At 40.2% G+C, this 25,407-nt stretch carries 27 protein-coding genes; 12 read left to right on the plus strand and 15 right to left on the minus strand.

What is annotated here, in order from left to right; all coding sequences use genetic code 11:
* Positions 1-150: 150 nt before the first annotated feature.
* The 5 genes from FTV03_RS12570 to FTV03_RS12590 all read right to left on the minus strand — a co-directional run bounded on the left by FTV03_RS12570 (position 151) and on the right by FTV03_RS12590 (position 3,043).
* The gene (locus FTV03_RS12570) at positions 151-1,317 is read right to left on the minus strand and encodes a cupin domain-containing protein (RefSeq protein ID WP_180041581.1); all 1,167 of its coding nucleotides are present in this window, start codon (positions 1,315-1,317) and stop codon (positions 151-153) included.
* A gap of 96 nt (positions 1,318-1,413) precedes the next feature.
* Complete coding sequence (locus FTV03_RS12575; protein ID WP_180041582.1) at positions 1,414-1,638, minus strand: hypothetical protein; 225 nt, start codon at positions 1,636-1,638, stop codon at positions 1,414-1,416.
* 129 nt (positions 1,639-1,767) lie between these two features.
* Entirely contained in the window at positions 1,768-1,959 is a 192-nt protein-coding gene (locus FTV03_RS12580) for a hypothetical protein (RefSeq protein ID WP_180041583.1), read from the minus strand.
* 107 nt (positions 1,960-2,066) lie between these two features.
* Entirely contained in the window at positions 2,067-2,660 is a 594-nt protein-coding gene (locus FTV03_RS12585; RefSeq protein ID WP_168379679.1) for a nucleoside triphosphate pyrophosphatase, read from the minus strand.
* The gene (locus FTV03_RS12590; protein ID WP_078188698.1) at positions 2,660-3,043 is read right to left on the minus strand and encodes a DUF2237 family protein; all 384 of its coding nucleotides are present in this window, start codon (positions 3,041-3,043) and stop codon (positions 2,660-2,662) included. The genes FTV03_RS12585 and FTV03_RS12590 overlap by 1 nt, the downstream gene beginning before the upstream one ends.
* Positions 3,044-3,183: 140 nt before the next feature.
* Between FTV03_RS12590 and FTV03_RS12595 the strand changes: the two genes are divergently transcribed.
* From FTV03_RS12595 to FTV03_RS12610, 4 genes are all read left to right on the plus strand, one after another.
* Positions 3,184-4,371: a phosphoglycerate kinase gene (locus tag FTV03_RS12595; protein ID WP_078193511.1), complete on the plus strand. Its 1,188-nt coding sequence runs from the start codon at positions 3,184-3,186 to the stop codon at positions 4,369-4,371.
* A 150-nt stretch (positions 4,372-4,521) separates the two neighbouring features.
* Positions 4,522-4,797: a hypothetical protein gene (locus tag FTV03_RS12600; RefSeq protein WP_180034801.1), complete on the plus strand. Its 276-nt coding sequence runs from the start codon at positions 4,522-4,524 to the stop codon at positions 4,795-4,797.
* A gap of 122 nt (positions 4,798-4,919) precedes the next feature.
* Positions 4,920-5,957: a class II fructose-bisphosphate aldolase gene (fba, locus tag FTV03_RS12605; protein ID WP_078193509.1), complete on the plus strand. Its 1,038-nt coding sequence runs from the start codon at positions 4,920-4,922 to the stop codon at positions 5,955-5,957.
* A 111-nt stretch (positions 5,958-6,068) separates the two neighbouring features.
* Positions 6,069-6,923, plus strand: coding sequence for an EamA family transporter (locus FTV03_RS12610; RefSeq protein WP_180041584.1), 855 nt, complete (start codon positions 6,069-6,071; stop codon positions 6,921-6,923).
* 340 nt (positions 6,924-7,263) lie between these two features.
* On the opposite strand, the gene FTV03_RS12615 is transcribed toward FTV03_RS12610, so the two are convergent.
* Positions 7,264-7,497: a hypothetical protein gene (locus tag FTV03_RS12615; RefSeq protein ID WP_078188692.1), complete on the minus strand. Its 234-nt coding sequence runs from the start codon at positions 7,495-7,497 to the stop codon at positions 7,264-7,266.
* Positions 7,498-7,612: 115 nt separating this feature from the next.
* A complete protein-coding gene (gene nfsB / locus FTV03_RS12620) occupies positions 7,613-8,266 on the minus strand; it encodes an oxygen-insensitive NAD(P)H nitroreductase (RefSeq protein ID WP_111883737.1) in 654 nt (217 codons plus the stop codon).
* Between the two features lie 252 nt (positions 8,267-8,518).
* On the opposite strand from nfsB, the gene hpaI reads away from it, so the two are divergent.
* Positions 8,519-9,313, plus strand: coding sequence for a 4-hydroxy-2-oxoheptanedioate aldolase (gene hpaI / locus FTV03_RS12625; RefSeq protein WP_180041585.1), 795 nt, complete (start codon positions 8,519-8,521; stop codon positions 9,311-9,313).
* Positions 9,314-9,640: 327 nt separating this feature from the next.
* On the plus strand, positions 9,641-9,859 hold the full coding sequence (locus FTV03_RS12630) for a transposase (RefSeq protein ID WP_111883736.1): 219 nt from the start codon (positions 9,641-9,643) through the stop codon (positions 9,857-9,859).
* Positions 9,860-9,993: 134 nt separating this feature from the next.
* Here the strand turns inward: FTV03_RS12630 and FTV03_RS12635 are convergent, their stop codons facing one another.
* Both FTV03_RS12635 and FTV03_RS12640 read right to left on the minus strand, forming a co-directional pair.
* Complete coding sequence (locus tag FTV03_RS12635; RefSeq protein ID WP_180041586.1) at positions 9,994-10,713, minus strand: UDP-2,3-diacylglucosamine diphosphatase; 720 nt, start codon at positions 10,711-10,713, stop codon at positions 9,994-9,996.
* Between the two features lie 138 nt (positions 10,714-10,851).
* The gene (locus FTV03_RS12640) at positions 10,852-11,361 is read right to left on the minus strand and encodes a peptidylprolyl isomerase (RefSeq protein WP_078193500.1); all 510 of its coding nucleotides are present in this window, start codon (positions 11,359-11,361) and stop codon (positions 10,852-10,854) included.
* Positions 11,362-11,529: 168 nt separating this feature from the next.
* Here FTV03_RS12640 and FTV03_RS12645 point away from each other — a divergent pair, with 168 nt between their 5' ends.
* Together FTV03_RS12645 and FTV03_RS12650 are read left to right on the plus strand one after the other, a co-directional pair.
* Positions 11,530-13,257: a glutamine--tRNA ligase/YqeY domain fusion protein gene (locus tag FTV03_RS12645; protein ID WP_180004641.1), complete on the plus strand. Its 1,728-nt coding sequence runs from the start codon at positions 11,530-11,532 to the stop codon at positions 13,255-13,257.
* A gap of 135 nt (positions 13,258-13,392) precedes the next feature.
* A complete protein-coding gene (locus FTV03_RS12650; RefSeq protein WP_180041587.1) occupies positions 13,393-14,304 on the plus strand; it encodes a bestrophin family protein in 912 nt (303 codons plus the stop codon).
* 9 nt (positions 14,305-14,313) lie between these two features.
* On the opposite strand, the gene FTV03_RS12655 is transcribed toward FTV03_RS12650, so the two are convergent.
* Positions 14,314-15,237, minus strand: a complete 924-nt coding sequence (locus FTV03_RS12655) for a LysR family transcriptional regulator (protein WP_180041588.1) — start codon at positions 15,235-15,237, stop codon at positions 14,314-14,316.
* Positions 15,238-15,333: 96 nt separating this feature from the next.
* On the opposite strand from FTV03_RS12655, the gene FTV03_RS12660 reads away from it, so the two are divergent.
* Complete coding sequence (locus tag FTV03_RS12660) at positions 15,334-16,395, plus strand: aldo/keto reductase (protein WP_180041589.1); 1,062 nt, start codon at positions 15,334-15,336, stop codon at positions 16,393-16,395.
* 83 nt (positions 16,396-16,478) lie between these two features.
* Complete coding sequence (locus FTV03_RS12665; protein ID WP_372491103.1) at positions 16,479-16,937, plus strand: SRPBCC domain-containing protein; 459 nt, start codon at positions 16,479-16,481, stop codon at positions 16,935-16,937.
* A gap of 139 nt (positions 16,938-17,076) precedes the next feature.
* Here the strand turns inward: FTV03_RS12665 and FTV03_RS12670 are convergent, their stop codons facing one another.
* Positions 17,077-17,613, minus strand: a complete 537-nt coding sequence (locus FTV03_RS12670; RefSeq protein ID WP_078193494.1) for a lecithin retinol acyltransferase family protein — start codon at positions 17,611-17,613, stop codon at positions 17,077-17,079.
* Positions 17,614-17,748: 135 nt separating this feature from the next.
* On the opposite strand from FTV03_RS12670, the gene FTV03_RS12675 reads away from it, so the two are divergent.
* The gene (locus FTV03_RS12675) at positions 17,749-18,525 is read left to right on the plus strand and encodes a phosphodiester glycosidase family protein (protein ID WP_257220784.1); all 777 of its coding nucleotides are present in this window, start codon (positions 17,749-17,751) and stop codon (positions 18,523-18,525) included.
* A gap of 56 nt (positions 18,526-18,581) precedes the next feature.
* Here the strand turns inward: FTV03_RS12675 and FTV03_RS12680 are convergent, their stop codons facing one another.
* From FTV03_RS12680 to putA, 4 genes are all read right to left on the minus strand, one after another.
* Complete coding sequence (locus FTV03_RS12680) at positions 18,582-18,830, minus strand: hypothetical protein (protein WP_180041590.1); 249 nt, start codon at positions 18,828-18,830, stop codon at positions 18,582-18,584.
* A gap of 263 nt (positions 18,831-19,093) precedes the next feature.
* Entirely contained in the window at positions 19,094-19,318 is a 225-nt protein-coding gene (locus FTV03_RS12685) for a hypothetical protein (protein WP_168378613.1), read from the minus strand.
* A gap of 252 nt (positions 19,319-19,570) precedes the next feature.
* Positions 19,571-20,653 carry a tRNA (uridine(54)-C5)-methyltransferase TrmA gene (gene trmA, locus FTV03_RS12690; RefSeq protein ID WP_078193491.1) on the minus strand — a complete coding sequence of 361 codons (1,083 nt, stop codon included), beginning with the start codon at positions 20,651-20,653 and terminating at the stop codon, positions 19,571-19,573.
* Positions 20,654-20,883: 230 nt separating this feature from the next.
* On the minus strand, positions 20,884-24,615 hold the full coding sequence (gene putA / locus FTV03_RS12695; RefSeq protein WP_180041591.1) for a trifunctional transcriptional regulator/proline dehydrogenase/L-glutamate gamma-semialdehyde dehydrogenase: 3,732 nt from the start codon (positions 24,613-24,615) through the stop codon (positions 20,884-20,886).
* A 133-nt stretch (positions 24,616-24,748) separates the two neighbouring features.
* On the opposite strand from putA, the gene FTV03_RS12700 reads away from it, so the two are divergent.
* Positions 24,749-25,243 carry an Lrp/AsnC ligand binding domain-containing protein gene (locus tag FTV03_RS12700; RefSeq protein ID WP_180041592.1) on the plus strand — a complete coding sequence of 165 codons (495 nt, stop codon included), beginning with the start codon at positions 24,749-24,751 and terminating at the stop codon, positions 25,241-25,243.
* Positions 25,244-25,407 lie beyond the last annotated feature (164 nt).

Consider the following 25,407-nt stretch of genomic DNA (forward strand, 5'->3'; position numbering starts at 1 on the left):
TAATTCAAGTGAATTTGTTTGAAAGAAGAACTTTAAAAGCTTTATTTTCACCCGATAAAATACCCATAAAACAAGAGGAAGCTCAAATGAGCTTCCTCTTGTGAAAAATTGTGGGACAGCAGTGAGCATGACGCTCCCTTTTTATTGAGTTTATTCAGCTTCTGTTGGGACGAGCATCAGCACAGATTCATTTAATAACATGGCAATATCTTCTAAGATATCAGCATCATATAAAGATTCGTCTAGCGCTAGACTTTGGCCATCGGCAATGGTTTTTAAATGCACTGCAAATTCGTCTGAGATACAGATTCCTTCGCCATTTGCCCAAAACAAAATATCACCGTCTTGCTCTGTATATAGTAAGCGTGAAGCCGGTTCTAACATGAGTTGATAGCCTTGATCTAAGGCCTCTTCAAGATCACCAGTGCCGATTTCTTCGGCTTCAGGAATATTGTCAGGATATTTAGGTTCTGACATTAAGCTCATGATTGCATCTTCAAGTACGGTTGAATTTTGCAATTGTTCAAATAACTTTTCTTTTAAATACTCAAGTTCATTTTCAGTCACTTGGCCGATCGCACTGATTTGGTCACGTAAAATGTCAGTTAATGGATTTTTAAGTAGGGGATTGTCTGTGAATTTGTCTGTCACTCGATCCATCATTTCAGTGACATTTGGCATGCGGAAGCCAAATGAATACGTCAGACATTCATCTTCAGCTACGCCATAGTGTGATAGGCCTGGTGGCACATAAAGTAAGTCGCCGGGAGCAAGTACTTCATCAAAATGAACGTCCATTTCTGGCAGTAAGCGAAGCGGTTGACCTTCGACAAATGAAGTATCTGCATCACACATCTGACCCAATTGCCAACGGCGGTGACCATAGCCTTGTACGAGGAATACATCGTAAAAATCAAAATGTTGCCCGACAGAGCCACCTTTTTGTGCATACGACACCATGATGTCATCACGACGCCATTGCGGAATAAATGAAAACTGCTTCCATAGCTCGGCTAGGTCAAAAGAATAATGATCGACAGCTTGAACCAATAAAGTCCACAGTTTCGGCATTTTTTGAAAATCGGCTTTAAGTAGTGGAGAAGATTTTACTGTCCATTGGTTAGGATCACGATCTTTTTGTTTGATGAGACGTGCAGTGACGTTATCTTCTAAAGCCAATTCAAGAACATCTTTCGGTTCAAGTATTTGGGTAATTTCAGGGAGTGCATTACGAACCAATAATGGTTTTTTTTGCCAATATTCGGCAAGGAATTGTTCAGCGCTGATGCCGCCGAGGATGTCAAGAGAATGAGCCATAGCTAAATACATACAATTTCAATGGATATATTGTCCCTTGAGATTCCTGTTTTTAGCAAGGCTCTATTTCATTAAATTATTGCGATTAGCTTGAGACTATTTTAAAGGATTGTCTTTGAGATATTGCATGACTAATTTTTCAACTTCCAAATCATAGCTATTGGCAGCAGCCGTAGTCGCTGAAAATTTCATGAATTGCTCAAAATGTGCATTGGTGTCAATTTTAGTATTTTCTTTATCAGACATTAATTTGAAATGATTCGGCATGACTTTTGCCATCATTTCAACGTTTTCGGTTTGTAGTTTTAGAAGTTTTTTCACTTCAACTGTTTGTGGTTGAATGCTTTCAAATTTTTGTTTGCCTAGAGCAACCAGTTTATTGATTTGTTGTTCTGGTGAGTTACTCCCACCGGTTTTGGTTTTAGTGCCTAGTTGTTGAATGATTTGCTCCTACATTGCAGCGCCTTGTTGTTCTAATTCAGCATAGATAAATTTATATTGAACCCATTCATTGACTAAGTTTTTATTGTATTGCTGAGAGTTGGTCATAGTTTGATTCACTGTATTGGTATGACCGTTTGTCGAACAAAATAGAAGGCTAATGCTAATGAGGCTAGATGAAAGTAAATTAAACTTTTTCATGTTTTCAGTTCTTGGTTGTAATAAATAAGTAAGTGACTTTTTAATCATTAGCCCATAAAGAGCTAATGATGTGGTTTATTATGCTGTAACAGATAAAGATTTTAAAATTATGGGACTAAGATCTTAAGCTCACGCAAAATATTGCAGAGTTTAATCATCGGCATACCCATGAGTGTAGTTTGGTCTTGCCCGATCATTTCTTCAAATAAGCTAATCCCTAAACTTTCACATTTAAAACTGCCAGCGCAGTGTAACGGTTGTTCAACCTGAACATAACGTTCAATTTCAGGCAAGCTTAGTTTGCGAAATTTCACTTTATAGTGCTCGACAAGGGTTTGTTCAAAACCTATCGATTTTTGTTGGACACTGAGTGCAGTACTGAAATAAACGATTTTGTCAGAGTTGGCTTGAAGCTGCTTAACGGCTTTTTCATCGCAAAGCGGTTTACCAATAAAAATATCTGGTGCGCCTTCGCGCCATGCGACTTGGTCAGAACCAATCACAATTGCGTCTGGGTGTTGGTTTGCAATCGCAGAAGCTTTTTCAAATGCCAGTCGCTTTGCTAACTCATCGGCGTGGTTTTCACCGCGAGGTGTTTCGTCTATATCTGGTACGATTGAGTGGTAATCAATCCGTAAACGGTCCATCAGGTCTTTACGGGTTTGGCTGCTAGAAGCCAAAATGATTTTGGGAGTACTCATTACACTGCATATTCCATAAGTACATCAAGCGGCACATAAGACAGCGCCGCTTGGTGACACGCTTGTATTTTAATAGGTGGGGCAAATCCTTCTTGATACGCTTCCACCCAGCGAGTCACACAGATACACCAGAAGTCTCCAGGTTGTAGTCCTGGAAAACCAACTTCGGGTAAGGGTGTGATTAGGTCATTGCCAACTTTTTGGGAAAAGTTTAAAAATTCAGATGTCATTTGTGCACACATCGTATGCTGACCAAGGTCTGTTGTTGCTGTATGGCAAAAGCCATTTCTAAAATATCCGGTAATCGGATCAAAACAACAGCTTGCCAAGGGTTCGCCTAAAACATTTAAACGATTAATATTTGGGTCTGGATGAATCGACATAAGCGCTGAATCTTTATAAGGCTTTTCGCTATCATAACAAAACTTTGGCTCTACATAGCTTTTCTGCAAAAGAAGCTAACGTTTTTCTGCATAATCATTTAAAATCGTCGCGTTTTGATATCAATAAAAGAGAGTAATGCATGAACTTTCAGCGTATGACTGACCTAGATTTGGCGGGTAAACGTGTTCTGATCCGTGAAGATCTTAACGTACCAGTTAAAAATGGCGTGATTACAAGCGATGCGCGTTTACGTGCGGCGTTGCCAACAATTAAAGCAGCTTTAGAAAAAGGTGCTGCTGTAATGGTGTATTCACACTTAGGTCGTCCTGTTGAAGGTGAGCCTAAAGCAGAACAGTCTCTAGCACCTGTAGCCGCTTATTTAACAGAAGCTTTGGGTCAAGATGTTCAATTGATCACTGACTATTTGGATGGTGTTGACGTTGTGCCAGGTCAAGTGGTTTTACTTGAAAACTGCCGTTTCAATGTAGGTGAAAAGAAAAACAATCCTGAATTATCTGCTAAATACGCAGCACTTTGTGATGTTTACGTAATGGATGCATTTGGTACGGCTCACCGTGCAGAAGCATCGACTGAAGGTGTAGCACGTTGTGCAAAAGTGGCTGCTGCAGGTCCTTTACTTGCTGCTGAGCTTGATGCACTAGGCCGTGCACTTAAAACTCCTGCAAAACCAATGGTTGCGATTGTTGCAGGCTCAAAAGTTTCTACTAAATTAGATGTATTAACTTCACTATCTGACATCTGTGATCAATTGATCGTGGGTGGTGGTATTGCTAATACATTCTTAGCTGCTGCAGGCTTCAATGTTGGTAAATCACTTTGTGAAAATGACTTGATCGACACAGCAAAAGCCATTGCAGCAAAAGTATCTGTACCACTTCCAACAGATGTGGTTGTTGCTGATGCTGCTGAAATTGATTTTGCAGACTTCCTCGGTTCATTAGCTGCTGCAAAAGCTGTTGTGAAAAAAGTTGAAGATGTAACAGACAACGATATGATTTTGGATGTAGGTCCTGAAACTGCAAAAGCATTTGCTGAGATTTTGAAAACTTCAAAAACTATTCTATGGAATGGTCCAGTAGGTGTGTTTGAAGTTGATCAATTCGGCGAAGGCACTAAAGCATTGTCTTTAGCGATTGCTGAATCTGAAGGCTTCTCGATCGCGGGTGGTGGTGACACGCTTGCTGCAATTGATAAATATGAAGTTGCAGACAATATTGGTTACATCTCGACTGGTGGTGGTGCTTTCCTTGAATTCGTTGAAGGTAAAACTCTTCCTGCTGTAGCAGCGCTTCTTGACCGTGCTTAATTTAGTATTATTAATAAGATAGTACAGTATTAAAAAAGGTTGGCTTCGGTCAGCCTTTTTTATCGCCCATTCATTTTGCCGTCATCAAAGTGCAATATTTCTGCAATAAAATTCATCGCAACACCTAATTTGCAGTAGTAGGAAACAACGATGAACTTAAAACTTGCACTTGCTGTACTTTTAATCGCACCATTAACTTTGACAGCTTGTGCTAAAAAAGAGTCTGCACCAACGGAATCAGAAGCATCTGCTGTTGCCGTAGACAATGCTCAAACAACGCCAGAACAACAAAAAGCCATTGATGAACTTGATAAGCCAGTATTGGATGAAAAGAACCAAGATGTTCCTGCTGAAATTGCAAATGCACCTGCAGACGAAGCAACAGCTGACGCTGAAACAGCCGCTTCAGCAACAGCAGCTCACTAAGATTGTTGTCTTTATTTAAAAAGTCCCTGCAAATGCAGGGATTTTTTTTTAAATAGTGTTATTTGTTGCTGAATTGAAATGATTGAGCATGTAGAATATGCGGCATTACCTGGGAGGATATTATGGCTCTTATTTCATTGCGCCAGCTCTTGGATCACGCCGGCGAACATGCTTACGGCGTACCAGCATTCAACGTAAACAACTTAGAACAAATGCGTGCAATTATGCTTGCAGCAGATGCAACAAATTCACCTGTAATTGTACAAGCATCTGCGGGTGCACGTAAGTATGCAGGCGCTCCGTTCTTGCGTCATTTGATTTTGGCAGCAATCGAAGAATGGCCACATATTCCTGTGGTTATGCACCAAGACCATGGTACTAGCCCTGATGTATGTCAACGTTCTATTCAACTTGGCTTCTCATCAGTGATGATGGACGGTTCTTTAGGTGAAGACGGTAAAACGCCAACTTCATACGAATACAACGTAGACGTGACTCGTCGTACTGTTCAAATGGCACATGCGTGTGGCGTTTCAGTAGAAGGCGAAATCGGTTGTTTAGGTAGCCTTGAAACTGGTATGGCTGGTGAAGAAGATGGTGTAGGCGCTGAAGGCGTACTTGATCATTCTCAGCTTTTAACTTCAGTTGAAGAAGCGCGTTCATTTGTAGCTGATACCAATGTTGACGCACTTGCAATTGCAGTGGGTACTTCACACGGTGCGTACAAATTTACTCGCCCACCTACAGGTGACATCTTAGCGATTGACCGTATTAAAGAAATTCACGCTGCGTTACCAAATACGCATCTTGTAATGCACGGTTCAAGCTCTGTGCCACAAGAATGGTTAGCTGTAATTAATGAATTCGGTGGTAACATCGGCGAAACTTATGGTGTTCCAGTAGACCAACTTGTAGACGCAATCAAACACGGTGTTCGTAAAATTAACATCGATACTGACTTACGTCTTGCATCTACAGGTGCTATGCGCCGTATGATGGCTGAAAAACCAGCTGAATTTGACCCACGTAAATTCTTCTCTGCAACTGTTGATGCGATGAAACAAATATGTATCGATCGTTATGAAGCATTTGGTACAGCGGGTAATGCTGACAAGATTCGTCCAATTTCTTTAGAGAAAATGGTGAGTCACTATAAATAATTTGTCTTGAGATAGATTATTTTTGAAGAAAAGCCCACAATTAAGTGGGCTTTTCTTTGATTTGAACTTAGAAAAATTGCTTTAAATACAACTCAAGAATAAGAGCGTGTCATGGAATTGATCTTTGCTGCCGCGATTTGCAGTGTTCTCGTTTCAGTAATTCTAAAACTATGTCGTGATCGGGGTTTTAACCCTGCACAAATGATCACATGGAATTATGCATCTGCGAGTATTTTATGTTTTCTATGGTTTCAGCCGGATCTAGCTCATATTTCGATTAATAAAACACCATGGGTTTTAATTGCGGCTTTGGGTGTATTACTGCCGACGATTTTTTATTGTTTAGCACGTTCACTGCAAACAGCAGGTATTTTAAAAACCGAATTGGCTCAGCGCTTATCTGTTGTACTTTCTCTTAGCGCAGCCTATTTTATTTTCAGTGAATATTTTAATGCCATTAAGCTCATTGGTATTGCACTTGGTGTACTTGCGGTATTACTGATTTTATTTTCACAGCGCAAGGGAAGCATTGATGGAAAGCAGGGGATTTTATTTTTATTAAGCGTTTGGGCAGGCTATGCACTGATTGATGTGCTATTAAAATTTGCCTCAGGTTTGGGCATGCAGTTTGCGGTGACTTTAAATTTGGTGTTTATTTGTGCATTTTTACTTTCGAGCATTTATAACATCGTACAGCACGGCAGTTTGGGGCAGACCAAAAATATCCTCGCTGGATTGGGCTTAGGTCTCTTAAACTTTGCCAATATCGCACTGTATGTGAAAGCCCACATGTTGCTTAAAGACACACCTGCAATCGTGTTTGCTGGAATGAATATTTTGGTCGTGGTTTTAGGTGTGGTTGCGGGCCTCATCATCTTTAAAGAAAAATTGAGAGTCGCAACCGTCTTTGGTTTGATTGCAGGGATCATGAGTGTGGTTTGCTTAGCATATGCCATGTATGTCTAAGATAATTTTTAGCAAAAACGATCGGGTGTTGTAGCAAATCATCCCATTCAGCCACGCCCATGAGCAGTCCTTGATCTCGACAGGTTGGACACTCAGGGCAGTGATGATCAGTATATTGATAAGTATGTAGATACATTTGATGGCAATGACTGCATTCAAACTTCATCGGCATTTGTAGTAAATATGACATGTCCCACCTCTGCTTGATTTGTTGTTCTGATTCAAATTATTCAGCAAAGTTCAGACCAATTTATAAATATTATATTTTCTCACATTGTTACTAAATATGTCGTTATTAAAAAAGCCCTCGTATTGAGGGCTTTTAGTTTTAGATGTTTACTTAACGTGTGAGTTGTTGAAAACGTTGTAAGGTATTTTCAAAATAACATTTACCCACAGCAACAGGGTGCTTCAGAAAATCTTGAGTTTCAATGGTGCCTTGTAACTGACCCGGTTGTTTACAGTTTGGGCAGTTTGGATAGCTATGGAGCATATCGCCCGCATATTTTTGTAAATAAACCGTATTGCACGCTTCGCAATGAAATTTCATAGGTAATTTTATAGCTGTAGGCATAGGGAGAAACCTGAGTATATTTTGAGCAGAATATACTCGATAATTGTTTAAATAATAAGTCCCGAAATGACAAAAAAGAGGCAAAATTGCCCCTTTCGTCGGTTTTATGGAAAGCTTAGAGGTGTGTAAAAATTTCTTCAGCATTCAGACGTGATTTAGGTAATTTCGCATTGAAATCATTTTCGCTACGATAGCCTAAAGTCATCAGTACAGAAGGAATCAAGTTTTGTTCAACTAAGCCCAATTCTTCAGTGATGATCGCTTCGTCAAATCCACCAATCGGTGTTGCATCCACACCTTCAATGCCTGCTGCCAAAAGCATTTGACCTAAAGCAATAAATGTTTGGTTTTCAGCCCAACGTTGAATATCACCTTTTTCATTACGATAATAATCGACATAACCTGTACGGCTGTCTTTTTGACCTTGTTTGGCTTTGTCATCTTTAAAGCGACCACTACGATCATCCTGATTTAAAAGATTATCTAAATGCTCTGCAGTGATGTCTGCTTTAGTACAGAATAAAATCGTATGTGATGAATCTAAAACTTTTGGGGCATTGTAGGCATATTTTCCTACTAAGGCTTTGGCAATGCGTTGTTTGGCTGCATCATGATCTGCAATAAAAAAATGCCAAGGCTGAATATTAATGGAAGATGGTGTTAAACGGAGTATTTGTAATAAACGCTCAAATTGTTCCTGTGGAATTTTTTTAGCAGGATTATATGCTTTCGTGGTATAGCGTTGTTTTGATACGTTTAACAGATCCATCGAATATCTCCAGATATAGTTTGCTGTAGTTTAGCGGATAAATGGCCAAATGGTCTAAGGAGAAAATTTTCCAAAGATAGATCTTAGTCGTATATGCTGTACTCATTGGCTAAAAATTAACAGATTTAAGCTGTATGAAGTGCGAATTAGAGTTATATAAAATCATAAGATAGATAAATGCTATTGGTAGTTTTTGCCAAAAGGCGTTTAATCAATTGTAGTTAATCATAGTTTAAGCATGAGACAGCAGCGATGGATTACACCAATCATTTCAAGAAAAAATTAAAAACCGAACAGCAGATTGGTTTGTGGGTCGGTTTAGCCGATGCTTATGGGACTGAAATAGCTGCAAATGCAGGTTATGACTGGTTGCTGATTGATGGCGAGCATGCCCCAAGTGACTTGCGGACGACATTATCGCAATTGCAAAGTATTGCTGCATATCCTTCGCAAGCCGTAGTTCGACCTCCAATTGGTAGTGTGCAACTGATTAAACAACTGTTGGATATTGGTGCGCAAACCTTGCTGATACCTATGGTTGAAACTGTTGAACAAGCTCAACTTATGGTTAAGGCAGTACGTTATCCACCCGAGGGTATTCGAGGCGTTGGTGCAGCATTAGCACGTGCAACACGTTGGAACAGTATCCCTGACTACTATGCAACGGCACATGAAAATATCTGTTTACTGATTCAGATTGAGTCGGTAGAGGGGATTAAAAACTTAGATGAAATACTGAAAATTGAAGGCATCGATGGGGTATTTATTGGTGCGGTGGATTTGTCAGCGACGATGGGTTATCAGGGGAATCCGAACCATCCTGAAGTACAAAAAACCGTGATTGATGCGATTCAGCGTATACGTAAGGCTGGAAAAGCAGCAGGTATTTTGTCGACACAACATGATGCGACTCAGAAGTATATCGAGTTAGGCACAGAATTTGTTGCTGTGGGTGTCGATACCAGTGTGCTCATGAATTCGTTACGAGAGCTTTTATCGAAGTATAAAACCGATACTCAAGTGACGATAACAGAAGGTGGTTACTAAGTGGTAAAGCCTTGGTTATATTATTCACTGTGTAGGTAATTAATTTACTTGATGGTTAAAAAATTAATTCAATAATTTAAGCAAAAGTAGCCACTTAGAATATATGTCAGTCCTACTTTTGCTAATCAAAGCGCAATATTGTATACTTCTGCTTAACTCGAAGCGGGTAATGTTCCTGCTTATCTTTTTTATTTAGCTGATTGTGATTTATCTGTATTCAAGCTTCTGACTTGAATCATATCTTTGTAACTACAGAATTATTATTCCAAACCCGATTGATTAATCTCTTTGTTCTGTCACAAAAAGCTCACATGTTGAGTAAATCTTTTGAATATTTTAAATACTTGGCAAACTGCCAAAGCCGTAAATGGCGATGAAATTAATGTGAAATTGGTGCCTTTAAAACGTCAACAAAATACCAATGCTGGTTTAATTTGGGTTGATGTTGGGCAAATGATTGAATTAGAAACAGGCGAGACCTTTAACCTGAATCTAGATGGCAAAAGCTTCTATACTGGCCCAAACCAGCTATATCGCTTAGCCTAAAAGCAAAAAACAGCAGATCATCTGCTGTTTTTTTTTGCTTAATTAAAAGTCTACGTTGGCATGGTCTGGATACGTACATTAAATCAGATATGATGGTAAATTTTTCTATAGGCTAACGATTAGAAAGCTATAGACTAGTAAGACCAGATTTTTAATTTTAAATCACTTACAGATGGGTTTTCATTAAACTCTAATATTTGAGCTTGTTCTGCACGCCAGTCCCCTAAAACGATACGTGATTTGCCGTGCACATCATGTATTTGGGGGCGGTGGGTATGTCCATGAATCAGTAGATCGGCTTGCTCTAAAGCCTTTTCTACAGCTTCGGCATTTACATCCATAATGTCATAGGATTTAACTTGCTTGGTTTCAGTACTTTTTTTGCGGAAACCATTGGCGATTTTTTGTCGAATGCTAAGCGGTAAGCTTTTTAAGAAACCTAAAAGGAACGGATTACGAATCACTTTACGAAACTTTTGGTAAGACACATCATCGGTGCAAAGTAAATCGCCATGTTCGAGGCGAATTTTATAGTTGCTAATGTGGAGATAATCAACGTCTTGTAATAATTGACCGTGAAATTTATCTAAAAACTTTTGACCCAATGCAAAGTCACGATTACCTACTTGGAAATAAATTTGATTTCCCAAAGCAGTAAAATCTTTAAGCGCTGCAATGATTTCGTCTAACCATGGGGCAGTAAAGTCATCACCAATCCAAGCATTAAACCAATCACCTAAAATATACAGCTGGGTATTTTGAGTTTTGTATTGTTCTAACAAAGCTAAAAACCCCCGAACGAGTCGAGGGTGTTCAGGTGACAAATGTAAATCAGCGATAAACAGATAGGTCACGAATCTTTTCCTTATTCTAAAAATCCCTCCCAGCCTCCCTTTGGAAAAGGGAGGAGTTCCGACATTTATTTCATATTGAAACTCCCTCCTTTATTAAAGGGACTTGCGCAGCAATGCTACTCAGGGAGAATTTAAAAATTATTCAGAAATGATTTTAGCTGATTCGATTACAACGTTCTCTAGAGGAACGTCTGCGTGGTAGCCACGGTTACCAGTACGAACGCTTTTGATTGCGTCAACAACGTCAAGACCTTCAACTACTTTACCAAATACTGCATAGCCCCAACCTTGCGCTGTTTTACCAGTGTGATTAAGGAAAGAGTTGTTTTTCACGTTAATGAAGAATTGAGCTGAAGCAGAGTGAGGTGCTTGAGTACGTGCCATAGCGATCGTACCAACATCATTGCTTAAACCGTTGTCAGCTTCGTTTTCAATAGAATCACGAGTTGTTTTTTCTTTGAAGTTTTCATCCATGCCGCCGCCTTGGATCATGAAACCATCAATAACACGGTGGAAAATCACGCCGTCATAGAAACCATCGCGAACATACTGTAAGAAGTTTTCAGCAGTTTTAGGTGCTTTTTCAGTGTTAAGCTCAAGAACAATACGACCTTTATTGGTGTTTAATTCGACTTGAGGAAAACTCATTGTGTAATCTCCTGTACATGGACATGAAAGCCATGGGTTTTTTGGTTGTGAGAAGCATAAGCAAACTGTAAACTACAAGGCAAGTAAAAACGTTACTTTCTTTGTTAAAAATAAAGAAAAGCGTTTTAATTATCCTAATTTTATCTTTATAGAAGTGATTTTATTACCATGAAGCCAAACGATGTTGTTTCATCCCTGCCTAACAATCCGACAACCAAGAACAATGCCCCTGTCGAAGCTGCGCAGCAGGAACAACAGCCAGGCTTAGATTTTGTACGTCAAGTTATTACAGATGATTTATCTGCAGGTCGTACAGAACAAGTTGTAACACGTTTTCCACCAGAGCCAAACGGCTACCTACATATTGGTCATGTAAAAGCCATTTGTTTGAACTTTGGTATTGCTCAAGAATTCGCAGGTCTATGTAACCTCCGTTTCGACGATACAAACCCTGATGCCGAAGAACAAGAGTATGTAGACGGTATTGCCAATGACGTGAAATGGCTAGGTTTTGAATGGAACGGCGAGCCACGTTATGCATCGAGCTATTTTGATCAGCTTTACACTTGGGCAGTTCAATTGATTGAACAAGGTGATGCCTATGTGGATTTGCAAAGCCCTGAAGAAATCAAACTAAACCGTGGTAATTTTGTTGAGCCGGGTAAAAACTCACCGCAACGTGATGCTAGCGTAGAAGAAAACTTAGCGCGTTTTGAACAAATGCGTAATGGTGAGTTGGGAGAAGGTCAGGCAGTACTACGTGCCAAAATTGACATGACTTCACCTAACATTCATATGCGTGATCCTATTTTGTATCGTATTTTGCATTCTGAACATCACCAAACTGGTGATAAATGGAAAATGTACCCAATGTACGATTATGCGCATCCATTATCAGATGCCATTGAAGGAGTTACGCATTCACTGTGTACACTTGAGTTTGTTGATCACCGTCCATTCTATGACTGGGTTGTAGAAAAAGTTAAATCACCATCTGTACCACGTCAGTACGAATCAAGCCGCTTAAATGTGGATTACACCATTACCTCTAAGCGTAAATTACGTAAATTGGTTGAAGGTGGTTTTGTGAATGGTTGGGATGACCCGCGTATGCCGACCGTTGTAGGTATGCGCCGTCGCGGCTTTACTCCAGAAGGTCTGCGTGACTTCTGTAAACGTGTCGGTGTAACAAAAGTCGATGGCAGTATCGTGGATGTTGCAATGCTTGAATACTGCATCCGTCAGTCTTTAGAAAATACTGCTTCGCGTGGTATGGCAGTGTTGAATCCACTCAAAGTGACTTTAACTAACTTGCCTGAAGCAATGGATTTGGTACATGCACGTCATCCAAACGTTGACATGGGTGACCGTATCATTCCGTTGACTCAAGACATTTACATTGATCGTAAAGACTTTGAAGAAGTTGCACCTAAAGGCTTTAAACGTCTGATTCCGGGCGGTGAAGTGCGTTTACGTCATGCGTATGTGATTAAGTGCGATGAAGTGATTAAAGACGAGAACGGTGAAGTGGTTGAATTGAAATGTTCAATTGACCCTGAAACTTTAGGTAAAAACCCCGAAGGCCGTAAGGTGAAGGGCGTTGTACATTGGGTTTCTGCAAGCAAGGGTATTGCTGCGGAAGTTCGTATCTACGACCGTTTATTCACTGAATCAGACCCTGAAGTGGGTGATGACTTCCTTGCAAACTTAAATCCAGAATCACTTAAAGTGGTTCAAGCGGTCATTGAGCCTGCATTGGCAGAAGCAAAACCTGAAGATCGTTTCCAATTTGAACGTGAAGGTTACTTTGTTGCAGATCAGTTTGATCATACAGCTGAAAAACCAGTGTTTAACCGCATCTTAGATTTGAAAGACAGTTTTAAACCGGGTAAATAAAATCTTAGTTTTTAAAGGGATTCATCTTTGAATCCTCAATAGGTTAAGATCAAGTAGGTTAAGATTAAGCTCAACTTCGGTTGGGCTTTTTTCATTGTTGAGATGGTTCATTAAGGCAGTACAGAGGGGAAATAAGTGATCATTCGAAATAAAAATAATAGCTTTAAACTTTTATTTGCATGGCATGGCACGATACTCCCAAAAGTCATGCCTGCGTTGGCTGTCGTCGTGAGTTTGTCGGCGATTTTGGTGTATCTTAGCGCTGCACACTACCTGAATACGCCCGAAGTTCCAGCCATCGGGTTTACTATCTTTGGGGTAATTCTGTCGATTTTTTTGAGCTTTCGAAATACTGCCTGTTATGACCGCTGGTGGGAAGGTCGCAAGCTTTGGGGCTCATTGATTGCCAATACACGCCACATGATTCGTGATAGCCATGTCCTTGAAGATGAGCAAAGAACCGTGTTGATGTACCGTATCATGCTGTTTTGCAACTTATTACGTGATCGTTTACGCCATGAATCACAAGATATTGTACATTTTAAAGATGGTGTAGATTTAACGGAGCAGCAATGGCAGCAATGCCGAGACAATATCAACGCACCACAGTATTTACTTGAAATTATTCAAAAAGATTTAGTCAAAACCTATAAACAAGGTCAGATTACAGATATTATTTACAGCACGCTTACACGTCATACTGTAGCAATGGGTGATATCCATGCAGGCTGTGACCGTATTATGACCACGCCACTACCATTTTCCTATTCGGTGCTTTTACATCGCGCGGTGTATTCATTTTGTCTGATTTTGCCGTTTAGCCTAGAGGCCAGTTTAGGGATTTGGACACCTGTTATTGTGGCTTTGATTGCATATTTATTTTTAGGTTTGGATGCGTTAAGTGCAGAGCTAGAAGAGCCTTTTGGCTTGCAGGAAAATGATTTACCGCTGGACTCGATTGTACGAAACATTGAGCGTGAAATGTATAGCAGCTTAGAAGTTGAACTTCCGCCGCTGATTAAGACTTTTAACAGTAATTTAAGATAAATTCTTGGCCTAATTTTCAGATAAATTCGGCGATACGTACCAAGCATATTGATGCTGAAAATAATCGTCCAAGTGTCGCATAAAAGCCTGTACTTTAGGCGGAACAAAATGTCGATGCGGAATTACCACATAGATTGCAGTACTTTGAACAGGGATCTTGGGTAGAACTTGGATGAGCTGGCCAGATTGTAAATCTTCATCCACATGCCAGATGGAGTGGTTCGAAATGCCTAAACCTGCAAGTGCTGCTTGGCGTACGCCTTCACCTGAGTTGATATGAACTTGTCCTGAAACAGGTATATTTATGTTGTGTTGATCTTGGACGAATGTCCAAAGCTGCGAAACACCCTTAGGGTATTTCTGTAAAATGCATTGGTGTATAGAGAGCTCTTCTAGGGAGTGAGGTTCGCCATGTTGTTCGATATAGCTAGGCGAGGCACACAAAATACGACGGTTTAAGCTGAGCGGTTTAGCAATCAGTGATGAGTCTTCTAACTGTCCAATACGTATCGCAACGTCGATACCTGCGGAGACCAAATCTAAATTTTGATCGGTCTGTTCAATATCCAAAGTCAATGTTGGATGCAACTTGGCAAAGGCTGCAAATACTGGCCCTAAGATACGATTTCCAAAAACTTCTGAACAGGTGATTTTTAATACCCCACTAAGTTGTTGTGGTTCAGGCTGAAATTGGCCTAGCAGAGAATTAAATTGTTCGAGTAAGGGAAAACCTTGCTGCAATAAAACAGCACCCTCCTGTGTTAAATGTAGTTGCCGTGTAGTGCGATGAAATAAGCGCAGCCCTAAACTTTGTTCAAGTCTGTGTAGACGGCTACTAGCGACAGAAACAGAGAGATTGGCTTCTTTGGCAGCTTGACTGATTGAACCCAGTGCCGCCATTCGTGTGAATAAGTCGAAATCTTCAGTTAGCATTATCAATATAATCAAGAAAGTCTTTCTCGATATTCAGGGTTTTTCTGATAAATATCTGTGCCTATTCTGTGTATAAATTAAACACAGGAAATCACCATGAACTATCACAATCTAGGGCAATCTGGCTTACAAGTTTCAGAGTTCGGCTTTGGTGCAGGTACATTTGGCGGGCAAGGCCCTATTTTCTCTGCATGGGGGCAATCGAGTTTAAATGATGCCCAACGTATGATTGATCTGTGTATTGATCAAGGCGTGAATTATTTCGATACCGCAGATGCTTACTCAAATGGTGCCTCAGAGCAGATGCTCGGTGCATTACTTCAATCAAAACGCCAAGAGGTGATTATTTCCAGCAAAGTGGGTATCCGATTGAACGATGGAATCAATCAAGGTGGATATTCTAGAAGCTATTTAATACAAGCTGTGGAGGCGAGTTTAAAGCGTTTAGGCACAGATTATATTGATGTGCTGCAACTACATCAGTTTGATAGCACGACGCCACTTGAGCAGCTGATGCGCAGTTTGGATGACTTGGTACGTAGTGGAAAAGTTCGCTATATCGGTGCGTCGAATTTTTCAGGCTGGCAGCTCATGAAAGCTCAGTCGATTGCCCAACAGCAGGGCTATGAAAAGCTAAGTGTGCATCAAGTCTATTATTCTTTGATTGGACGTGACTATGAATGGGAGTTGATGCCTGCGCAGCATGATCAACAGATTGGTGCAGTGGTATGGAGTCCGCTAGGCTGGGGGAGATTAACAGGAAAATTTGATCGTGAGCATGCGATTCCAAAGCAAAGTCGACTACATGAGACAGCACAATTCGCACCACAAGTTCAACACGAAAAGTTATTTGCAGTGTTAGATGTAATGCAAGAAATCGCCATGGAAACAGGGCACTCTATCCCGCAGATTGCATTGAATTGGCTGAAAACCAGACCGACAGTTTCTAGCATTTTGATAGGCGCACGTAATGAACAGCAACTGTTGGATAACCTTGCGGCGAAAGATTGGTCGTTAAGCGTAGAGCAGTTAGCCCGATTAGACGCAGTCAGTGCAGTGTATCCACCTTATCCATACTATCCCTATTGGAATGGGCAATTTACAGAGAAGAATCCCACGCTAGTGACATCAGCATTTATTACAGAACATACAGCATAATAGGGCAATAACAATTCAGTGGTAGGCAATGATCAGTTCTCTGTGCTATCACTGAATAAAATTAAAATACTGTAGGAATGCTGATGAGTGTCGTGATTGAAACCCAGATGTTAATTCGTAAGTCCATCAATATCGTATTTAATGCTTTTGTTGATCCTTTAATAACACAGCATTTTTGGTTTAGTGCATCGAGTGGCTATCTAGAAGAAGGTAAAACCGTGCAATGGACTTGGCAGAAATATAATGCAGTCGCCGATGTAGACGTGCTGAGTATTAAGGAAAACAAATTAATTCAAATACAGTGGGGAGAACCAAAAACTCAAGTCGATTTTATTTTTGAGCAGATTAGCCCGATGGAAACCTACGTTCGTATCAAAAATTCAAAGATTCCTCTGCAAGGTCAGGCATTAATTGATTTTATTATCGATAGTACAGGTGGTTTTACAACGGTTTTGGATGCAGCCAAAATTTATTTAGAACATGGCCTGCAAAGCAATTTGGTTGAAGATAAATTTCCACCTTTTAGCAATGCGAACTTTTAGCAATGTGAAGAGTGACCAAAATTAAGCATGACATCTGATACGCCGTAAGGAAAAGCTTGTGTATTAGCGCAGTATTTCTAAGCAATGTGCTGATGTATTGAAATTTGATAAAGCCACGGTTCAATGCTGCTGCAGTGAATTAACGATTTTTATGTTCTTCACGCTTTAAATAGGTATAAACCGGCATCTGCATTTTGGCTTTTTCGCGCAGTTTCTTTTTGATATAGAACACCAGTGCAAAGCAAGTAGTGGTCACGGTCAGCATCATACTGCTCATAAAACTCATCAGAGAACTGACATAGCCAATCGTGGTGAGTCGGTTCATCATACGGAACACTTGAGGACTACTTTCAACGCCGGTAATAGCCCATGTGCATAAGTGTTCACAGTTATTAATAATCAGATGATAGTTGTTTTCATGCATGCGAGAGCGCATACGACGCACCACTTTACGACCTTTAAATTTTGGATTGCTATATGACTGAACGATAATTTTTTTGCCGTGGCTGAATTTTTCGATCGAAGTCATTTCAATTGGATGTTTTTTGAAAAGGTGTGCAAAACCAGAGTAGTGAATGACTCTACCGCGGCCGGCATATATGCCATGATGGCTATAACCGAAGTGTTTAACAATAAGATGTGTTCCAAGAGGAAAACCATCTTTCTGCACGTGCATGAATTTACCAGTCCTACTTTAAATCCGAATTATTTTTAAAGATTAGTCTACTTTTAATCTGTGAATTAATCGACTATTTTAGCGATGATTTAGCTAAAATTTGTTCGATTTTTAACGCACGCTATGGATAGGGTCATGCTTGGTGTTCAATCAACCTCAATGTTTAAAAAAATGCGCTTTATGATGCTGCTCGGTCTGATTTTCTCACCGACTATTTCCTATGCCAATATTCAAGCGAAACGTGTCAGTCAGCCCATTGCCGTGGATGTGGTTGAAATTTCGGATCTGAGTCAACTGAAGCTCTATTTATATAATGCAGAGCAGCAGCCATATCGAGACTTACAGCGTTTAAAGCAGGCATTAGCGCGTAAATGTAATACGATGAACTTCGCAATGAATGCAGGGATGTATCATGCAGATTTAGCGCCTGTTGGTCTTTACGTTGAAAATGGGCTGCAGAAAAAAGCCTTGAATCGTGCAACACGAGGCTTTGGCAATTTCTTAATTCAGCCGAATGGTGTTCTAGCATGGAATGACAAGCAAGCGGTGATATTAACTACACAAAAATATGCTTCCACAAATTTTAATGCACGTTATGCGACGCAGTCAGGCCCGATGCTAGTGGTAGATGGAAAAATCAATTCAAACTTTATCCCACAGTCAGATTCATTGAAAATCCGCAATGGTGTGGGGATCAAAAACGGCAAGTTGTATTTTGTGATCAGTCGTGAAGGCGTGTCGTTTTATGCATTTGCACAATATTTTAAGCAGCAATTATCGATTAACAATGCCTTGTATTTAGATGGATCTGTGTCTAGTGCAGATATTCAAGCATTGAATAGACATGATTCAAGTTTGAAAGCTTTAGGGCCAATTGTAGCGTATACAACAGCATTTCAATGCAAACAATAAAAGCCCGAATGGTCGGGCTTCATGTATACAGTCTTTAGATTGATAGCAACTACTGTTTATTTGCCGACTAAACCTAAAAAGGTACTTTGGGTTTGGCACATTTGAATGGCTTGTTCTTTAGATTGTTGCTTGATACTTTCTTCAAACTGTTTTTTCTGTTCTTTGATTTGCTCTTCGTTTAAGCCCATTTGTTTCGATAAGGCTTCGAGTTTATCCCAAGATTCTTCGCATTCTTTGGGAATTTGGCTACAAGCACTTAGACTAAGTATGCAGCAGGCGATTAGGCAAATTGTTAATTTATTCATGTTCATTCCTTTAGTTTTTATATCAATGCTGTTTAGAGGTCTTCGGCATCATATTTGATGCAATATTAGGTTTTATTGTCGTGTGTTTAAAAATTAGACATCACTGAGTTGCCTTGGAGCATAGCATAAAAGCTGTAAATAGCGATGTGGCCAATCCACAAAACCTAATCTGTAAATAAGCGGCATACTTTTGATTAGACTAAAAAATGAAAAAGGCACTCTGTAAAACAGAATGCCTTGTTTGAACATTGAATGTTCAGACTCTACTGTAGAGGTAGATGCTGGATTTCATTTAATTCCTTACGGCTATAACCGCGCGAAGCGAGCACTTTTTTAATACCGAGGATAACATCTTCATCTGTTGCCTTTGTAAGAGCAGCAATAAGCTGTTCATTGGTTTTACAAGAGCAATCATTTTCAACACAGGCAATTTGATTCTTATGCCCGTTTTGCTGTTCATTAGCGAACAACTTATGCCAAAAACTCATAGAGCCTTCATTTGCGACCTAACATAGGACGAAATATAACCAATCCAATAAATAAAGCAAGACTACTAAAGTGAAATTTTAGCCACTTGAATCATCATTTTTTCGATTGGACTTTTAGAATCTTTGCCTAATTGATATAAAAAGGCATCCATTACACCGCATGTGGCGAGAAAATAAAGCTTTTTTAGTATATAAAAAAGGAGCTTTTAGAAAGCTCCTTTTATGACAACAACATGACTTGAAATAATTTGTTTAAATCTTCTCAAGAAACACACCAGACTCTACATGGTGTGTATAAGGGAATTGATCAAACAAGGCAAATTTACTGATTTTATGCGTTTGTGAAAGCAGTTTAAGATTGTCATGTAAAGTATCTGGGTTGCATGAAATATAGATAATGCGTTCAAAACGTTGCAACAGTTTTAGTGTTTCATCATCGATACCTGCACGCGGTGGATCGACAAATACCGTATCGAAGTTATAGCTTGAAATTTCAATCTCAGCTTCTTCAAGGCGGCGGAATGTACGTTCAGCATTGTAGGCTTGGGTAAACTCTTCAGCTGATAGACGAGCCACTTGGATATTATCAATGCCATTTTGCTCAATATTCCACTGTGCTGCATAAACTGAAGACTTGGCTAATTCTGTTGCCAAAACGCGATTAAAGCGTGTAGAAAGTGGCAGCGTGAAATTACCATTACCACAGTAGAGCTCAAGTAAGTCTTTGTCTGAGTGATCCGCAACCTGACACGCCCATTCCAGCATTTTTTGACATACGCCGGCATTTGGCTGTGTGAAGCTACTTTCAATTTGTTTATACTGATATTTACGGTCAAATACTTGGAGTTCTTCAACCACATAGTCATCAGTTAAAATCACGCGCTGACCACGACTACGACCATAAATCTTGATATTGAGCTTTTCAGACAGCGCTTTGGCAGCAACTTCCCATTCAGCATTGAGTGGGCAACGGTAAACCAATGAAACCAGCATTTCACCTTTCAGCGTTGCTAAGAAATGAACCTCAAATAATCGGCTAGATAAGATCTCTTGTGCCTTGAGTTCATTTAATAATACGGGCATTAAATCATTAATGCTTTTATCTGCAATCGGGAAATCTTTAATTTCTACAACTTGTTTTTCATTGTCTGCATTGCGTTCAAACATTGCATAGAACATATCATTTTCAGTATGCCAAATTCGGAATTCCGCTCGCATACGAAAGTTTTGTTCAGCAGAAGGAAAAACTTCTAAAGAGGGAGGGTTGTATTCTGAAAATTGAGCCGTAATGCGGGCAACTTTGGCATCAAGTTGTTGCTGATAAGTTGAAGTCATATGCAGTAAAAAATCGCAAACATATTAAAAAAAGTCATGTTAGCAAAATTCACCTTATAAGACTAAATTAATTCCACTTTTGGCTGTATTTATCTGTCGAGAAAATGAGTCTGAATCTTTAAATTAGTTCATTCATCTAGGGGAAAGTTAAAAAAATGCTCAATCTTTATGGAACATTCATAAAGATTGAGCTAAGTGAGGAACTGATTAGTTGGAGTTCATTTGAATGTTTAATTCATCGTCATTAAGCTGGCATTACCACCAGCCGCTGCAGTATTGACACTAATTGCACGCTCAATCACGAAACGTTCTACAGGGATGTCATATTGGCCTGAAGCTAAATGCGTAATGCCAATAATTGCACCTTTACGAGACGCGATGACTTGTTGAATTTTTAATAACTCAGCTTTTTCACCATGATGTAAAACCGCATCAAAATTACCATGATAAAGATCAGTGATCACTTTAAATTGGTCCACGAGGATTTTTGGCATGCTATTTAAGTGTTTCAACACAAAAGTATTGTCTGCAAGTACGACGGGCTGACTACCTACCGATAAAATCGCAGCAATTTGATTCAGTTGATCTGCATCATTATTAGCCAATGAAAGCACACCTTTACGTGCCAAAATGGCATATTGGTTGTTTTCACCAGTTGGGCCTTGTAGCTCAAAACTTTGTCCAGCGGCTATGGCCTGCGGTGCTTGAATAGCAATGCCTGAAAAATGCTGCTTCGCCCAAGTGTTAAAAGCCTCATATGCAGGGAAATGTGCAGCTTGCGTTTCTGCCTGAGCCGCATAAGGTGTAGCCAGTTTTTTCTCAGAAACTTGATGCATTAAACGGTAAAGATATAAAGGACCGCCCGCTTTTGGACCAGTACCTGATAAGCCCTCGCCGCCAAAAGGTTGTACACCAACCACAGCGCCTACAATATTACGGTTAATGTATAGGTTGCCAACTTCTGCATGACCGATAACTTTTTGAATCGTGTCATCAATACGTGTATGCAAGCCCATGGTTAAACCATAACCTTTGGCATTGATTTGCGTTAATAGGTTTTCAATCTCACCATATTTGTAGGTGATTAAATGCAATACTGGCCCAAAAACTTCGCGTTCTAAATCATTTAAATTTGGCAGTTCAATCAAAGTTGGTGCAACGAAAGTACCCGTACTTAAGGCATTGCTATCAGCATTAAACATGATTTGATGTACTGGATAGCCTTTGCTACGCATCTTCTCAATATGTTTTTCAATATTTTGCTGTGCTTCAAGGTCGATCACTGGGCCAATGTCAGTTGCTAAAAGTGCAGGATTTCCGACACGAAGTTGCTTCATCGCACCTTGCAACATGGTACGGACACCGTCCACATTATCTTCTTGCACACAGAGAATACGCAGGGCAGAACAGCGTTGACCAGCACTGTCATAAGCAGAGTTAACGACATCCAATACCACTTGTTCTGTCAATGCAGATGAGTCAACAATCATGGCATTCTGACCGCCAGTTTCAGCAATCAAAACCACGCTTTCGCCAAATTGGTTTAAGCGCTGTGCCACGGTTTTTTGCAAGATACGTGCGACTTCTGTTGAGCCAGTAAACATGATGCCTTGGATACGTGAGTCAGCACTGAGTTTGGCACCAATGGTTTCGCCACGCCCAGGAAGGAGTTGCAATACATCAAACGGAACACCTGCTTCCCATAAAATATGTACAGCTTGAGCAGCAATCAGCGGTGTTTGTTCAGCAGGCTTGGCAATCACGGTATTACCTGCAACCAAGGCCGCCGCAATTTGACCTGTGAAAATAGCAAGCGGGAAGTTCCATGGGCTAATGCACAGCACAGTGCCAAGAGGTTCAATATGCGTATTTTCTGCTAGATCAATCATTTGAGCTGCATAATAACGTAGAAAATCTACAGCTTCACGGACTTCAGCAATAGCATTGGCGTAGGTTTTACCGCTTTCGCGTGACAATAACACCATCAGAGATTGCAATTGTGCTTCCATCAAATCCGCTGCACGGTTTAAGCATGCTGCACGCTGATCTTTGTCTAAAGTTTTCCATGAAGCTTGGGCATTTACCGCATTATTGAGAGCGATTTCCGCTTGTTCTAGGCTGGCTTCGCTGACACTGCCGACCACATCACTATGGTTTGCAGGGTTTGTAATGTTGATACTTGCAGTATGAATTTCTTCTAAATTAGCGCCCATTGCACTAGCATGCCACTGGGTATGTGCATGCTGTACTGCCGTGGTATTGAGCTGAGATAAGTCGCGATCATTGGCTAAATCGAGTCCTTTTGAGTTGCGACGTTCTGTGCCATACAAATCTTGCGGAAATGGGATAGAAGGATGCTTAGCGCCAGTGATACCTTCTTTTTCAGCCGTCGCTAATATCGTCTGTCTTGGATTTTCAATTAAATCTTCAATTTTTAAGTTTTTATCTGCAATACGGTTGACGAAAGAGGTATTCGCACCATTTTCCAGTAAACGTCGAACCAAATAGGCCAATAAGGTTTCATGGTTACCCACTGGTGCATAAATACGACATGGCACACCCAGTTTGTTGTCAGACTTTGAACCCACCACTTGTTCATAGAGGGGTTCACCCATGCCGTGAAGGCACTGGAATTCATACTGGCCTGGATAGTAAATCTCTGGCTGTGCTAATTGGTAGATCGTAGCAACAGTTTGCGCATTGTGTGTTGCAAACTGAGGATAAATTTGCTCAGGCGCTGCCAAGAGCTTTTTAGCACATGCAATATAAGACAGGTCGGTATGAACTTTGCGCGTAAATACAGGATAGTCACTCATACCTTCAATTTGCGCTTTCTTAATTTCGCTGTCCCAGTATGCACCTTTCACTAAGCGGATCATTAAACGTTTTTGGCTACGCTTAGCGAGGTCAATAATATGGTCGACCACATAGAAACAGCGTTTTTGGTAGGCTTGAATCACAAATCCAATGCCTTTCCAATCCGCTAATTTAGGCTCAAAACATAGGCGCTCAAGTAGTTCCAAAGAAATTTCAAGGCGGTCAGTTTCTTCAGCATCAATGTTTAGACCAATATTGTAATGCTTGGCTAATACTGCAAGTTCAAGCACTTTGCCATAAAGTTCGTTATGCACACGGTCGATCTGTGAACGTTGATAGCGCGGGTGTAGGGCAGACAATTTGATCGAAATACCTGCGCCGTTATAAACATCCTTACCTTCAGAGGCTTGACCAATCGCGTGGATCGCATCGGTATAGTCTTGATAATAACGTTCTGCATCAGGTTCAGTTAATGCTGCTTCACCCAACATGTCATATGAATAGCGGAAGCCTTTGTCTTCTAAAACTTCTGCATGTTTAAGCGCTTCATTGATGGTTTCACCTGTAACAAACTGTTCACCCATCATACGCATAGCCACGTCTACAGCTTTACGGATAATGCCACGACCACTGCGTGCTAAAATACCCGTCAATAGACTAGAAAGACTTTTTTGTTGAGGGGTTTCCATTAATTTACCCGTCAGCATTAAGCCCCAAGCAGCAGCATTTACGAACATGAGGCTACTTTGGCCAACATGATCTTTCCAGTTACCTTGGTTGATTTTATCTTTGATTAGTAAATCACGTGTTGCTTTGTCTGGAATACGGAGTAGCGCTTCAGCTAAACACATTAGAGCGATGCCTTCCTGAGAAGACAATGAAAACTCTTGTAGCAAGCCTTGTACAATGCCTGCTTTACCTGTACCGCTTTTACGTTCACGTAATGAATGGGCTAAGTCAAAAGCCAATTGTTGAATTTGATCGCTGATCGGGGAAGGGATTTCACTGTGTGCTAATAAGTTTTCAATGCACTCAGTTTCAGCACGACGCCATGCTGTATTAATCGATTGTTCAAAGCTATTCTTGTCTTTAAATTCAGTGATGTAGTCATCGCTTCCCGTGACTTCAAATACTTTTCCATTCATGTTTCAATTTTCCGTGTCAAAGTTCTATGACGAGCAAATAAATCTTGAGCTTGATCCTTTATTTAATTTATCATTACAGAATATTTAGCGAATAACTCACTATAGTTTTAATAATATTTAGAGAAAAATTCAGATGACTGGCCCATATTTGAGCTTAGACCGTATAGATATTCGAATTTTAGAGCTGCTGCAAGACGACGGAAAATTGTCCAATATTAAGCTTGCGGAAATGGTGAATTTATCACCCACTGCGGCGTTGGCACGTGTGCAAAAATTATCGAAAGAGGGCTTTATTTTAGGCTATGAAGCACGTTTAAATCCGGTCTTACTCAACAATGGATTTGTGGTTTTTGTGGAGATTTTACTAGATAAAACCACGCCCAATGTATTGGAAGATTTTTCGGATGCAGTGCGTCAAATTCCAGAAATCGTAGAATGTCACATGATCAGCGGTGGTTTTGATTTTGTGGTGAAAATACGCTGCGCAAATATGGAAGAATTTAGAAAAATTTCAGGGCAGGTGCTTTGGCAATTACCTGGTATCAAGGAAACGCGTAGTTATCCTGTGATGGAAGTGATCAAAGAAAGTATGCAAATTAAGCTGAAACCTGCGGCTCGGCCGAAGTAGCTAATCATCAATAATCGAGTATAAAAAAGGGGCATTTAGCCACTGCTGTCCCATAGTTTGCTTTAAATAAAAAAACCTGAGTCCTAACAGTTAAAATATGAGTGCAAACAAACACTTTAACGACCAGGATTCAGGTTTTGTCACATCAGAATACCGTATTTCAT

It is taken from the genome of Acinetobacter sp. YH12218 (genome assembly GCF_013417925.1).
GTDB classification, from domain to species: Bacteria; Pseudomonadota; Gammaproteobacteria; order Pseudomonadales; family Moraxellaceae; genus Acinetobacter; species Acinetobacter amyesii.

Excerpts from the sequence above, each read along its gene's own strand:
- FTV03_RS12570 (WP_180041581.1), bottom strand. The coding sequence starts at position 1,317 with ATGGCTCATTCTCTTGACATCCTCGGCGGCATCAGCGCTGAACAATTC.
- FTV03_RS12580 (WP_180041583.1), bottom strand. The coding sequence starts at position 1,959 with ATGAAAAAGTTTAATTTACTTTCATCTAGCCTCATTAGCATTAGCCTT.
- FTV03_RS12585 (WP_168379679.1), bottom strand. The coding sequence starts at position 2,660 with ATGAGTACTCCCAAAATCATTTTGGCTTCTAGCAGCCAAACCCGTAAA.
- FTV03_RS12590 (WP_078188698.1), bottom strand. The coding sequence starts at position 3,043 with ATGTCGATTCATCCAGACCCAAATATTAATCGTTTAAATGTTTTAGGC.
- FTV03_RS12595 (WP_078193511.1), top strand. The coding sequence starts at position 3,184 with ATGAACTTTCAGCGTATGACTGACCTAGATTTGGCGGGTAAACGTGTT.
- FTV03_RS12600 (WP_180034801.1), top strand. The coding sequence starts at position 4,522 with ATGAACTTAAAACTTGCACTTGCTGTACTTTTAATCGCACCATTAACT.
- fba (WP_078193509.1), top strand. The coding sequence starts at position 4,920 with ATGGCTCTTATTTCATTGCGCCAGCTCTTGGATCACGCCGGCGAACAT.
- FTV03_RS12610 (WP_180041584.1), top strand. The coding sequence starts at position 6,069 with ATGGAATTGATCTTTGCTGCCGCGATTTGCAGTGTTCTCGTTTCAGTA.
- FTV03_RS12615 (WP_078188692.1), bottom strand. The coding sequence starts at position 7,497 with ATGCCTACAGCTATAAAATTACCTATGAAATTTCATTGCGAAGCGTGC.
- nfsB (WP_111883737.1), bottom strand. The coding sequence starts at position 8,266 with ATGGATCTGTTAAACGTATCAAAACAACGCTATACCACGAAAGCATAT.
- hpaI (WP_180041585.1), top strand. The coding sequence starts at position 8,519 with ATGGATTACACCAATCATTTCAAGAAAAAATTAAAAACCGAACAGCAG.
- FTV03_RS12640 (WP_078193500.1), bottom strand. The coding sequence starts at position 11,361 with ATGAGTTTTCCTCAAGTCGAATTAAACACCAATAAAGGTCGTATTGTT.
- FTV03_RS12645 (WP_180004641.1), top strand. The coding sequence starts at position 11,530 with ATGAAGCCAAACGATGTTGTTTCATCCCTGCCTAACAATCCGACAACC.
- FTV03_RS12655 (WP_180041588.1), bottom strand. The coding sequence starts at position 15,237 with ATGCTAACTGAAGATTTCGACTTATTCACACGAATGGCGGCACTGGGT.
- FTV03_RS12660 (WP_180041589.1), top strand. The coding sequence starts at position 15,334 with ATGAACTATCACAATCTAGGGCAATCTGGCTTACAAGTTTCAGAGTTC.
- FTV03_RS12665 (WP_372491103.1), top strand. The coding sequence starts at position 16,479 with ATGAGTGTCGTGATTGAAACCCAGATGTTAATTCGTAAGTCCATCAAT.
- FTV03_RS12670 (WP_078193494.1), bottom strand. The coding sequence starts at position 17,613 with ATGCACGTGCAGAAAGATGGTTTTCCTCTTGGAACACATCTTATTGTT.
- FTV03_RS12675 (WP_257220784.1), top strand. The coding sequence starts at position 17,749 with ATGCTTGGTGTTCAATCAACCTCAATGTTTAAAAAAATGCGCTTTATG.
- FTV03_RS12680 (WP_180041590.1), bottom strand. The coding sequence starts at position 18,830 with ATGAATAAATTAACAATTTGCCTAATCGCCTGCTGCATACTTAGTCTA.
- FTV03_RS12685 (WP_168378613.1), bottom strand. The coding sequence starts at position 19,318 with ATGAGTTTTTGGCATAAGTTGTTCGCTAATGAACAGCAAAACGGGCAT.
- trmA (WP_078193491.1), bottom strand. The coding sequence starts at position 20,653 with ATGACTTCAACTTATCAGCAACAACTTGATGCCAAAGTTGCCCGCATT.
- putA (WP_180041591.1), bottom strand. The coding sequence starts at position 24,615 with ATGAATGGAAAAGTATTTGAAGTCACGGGAAGCGATGACTACATCACT.
- FTV03_RS12700 (WP_180041592.1), top strand. The coding sequence starts at position 24,749 with ATGACTGGCCCATATTTGAGCTTAGACCGTATAGATATTCGAATTTTA.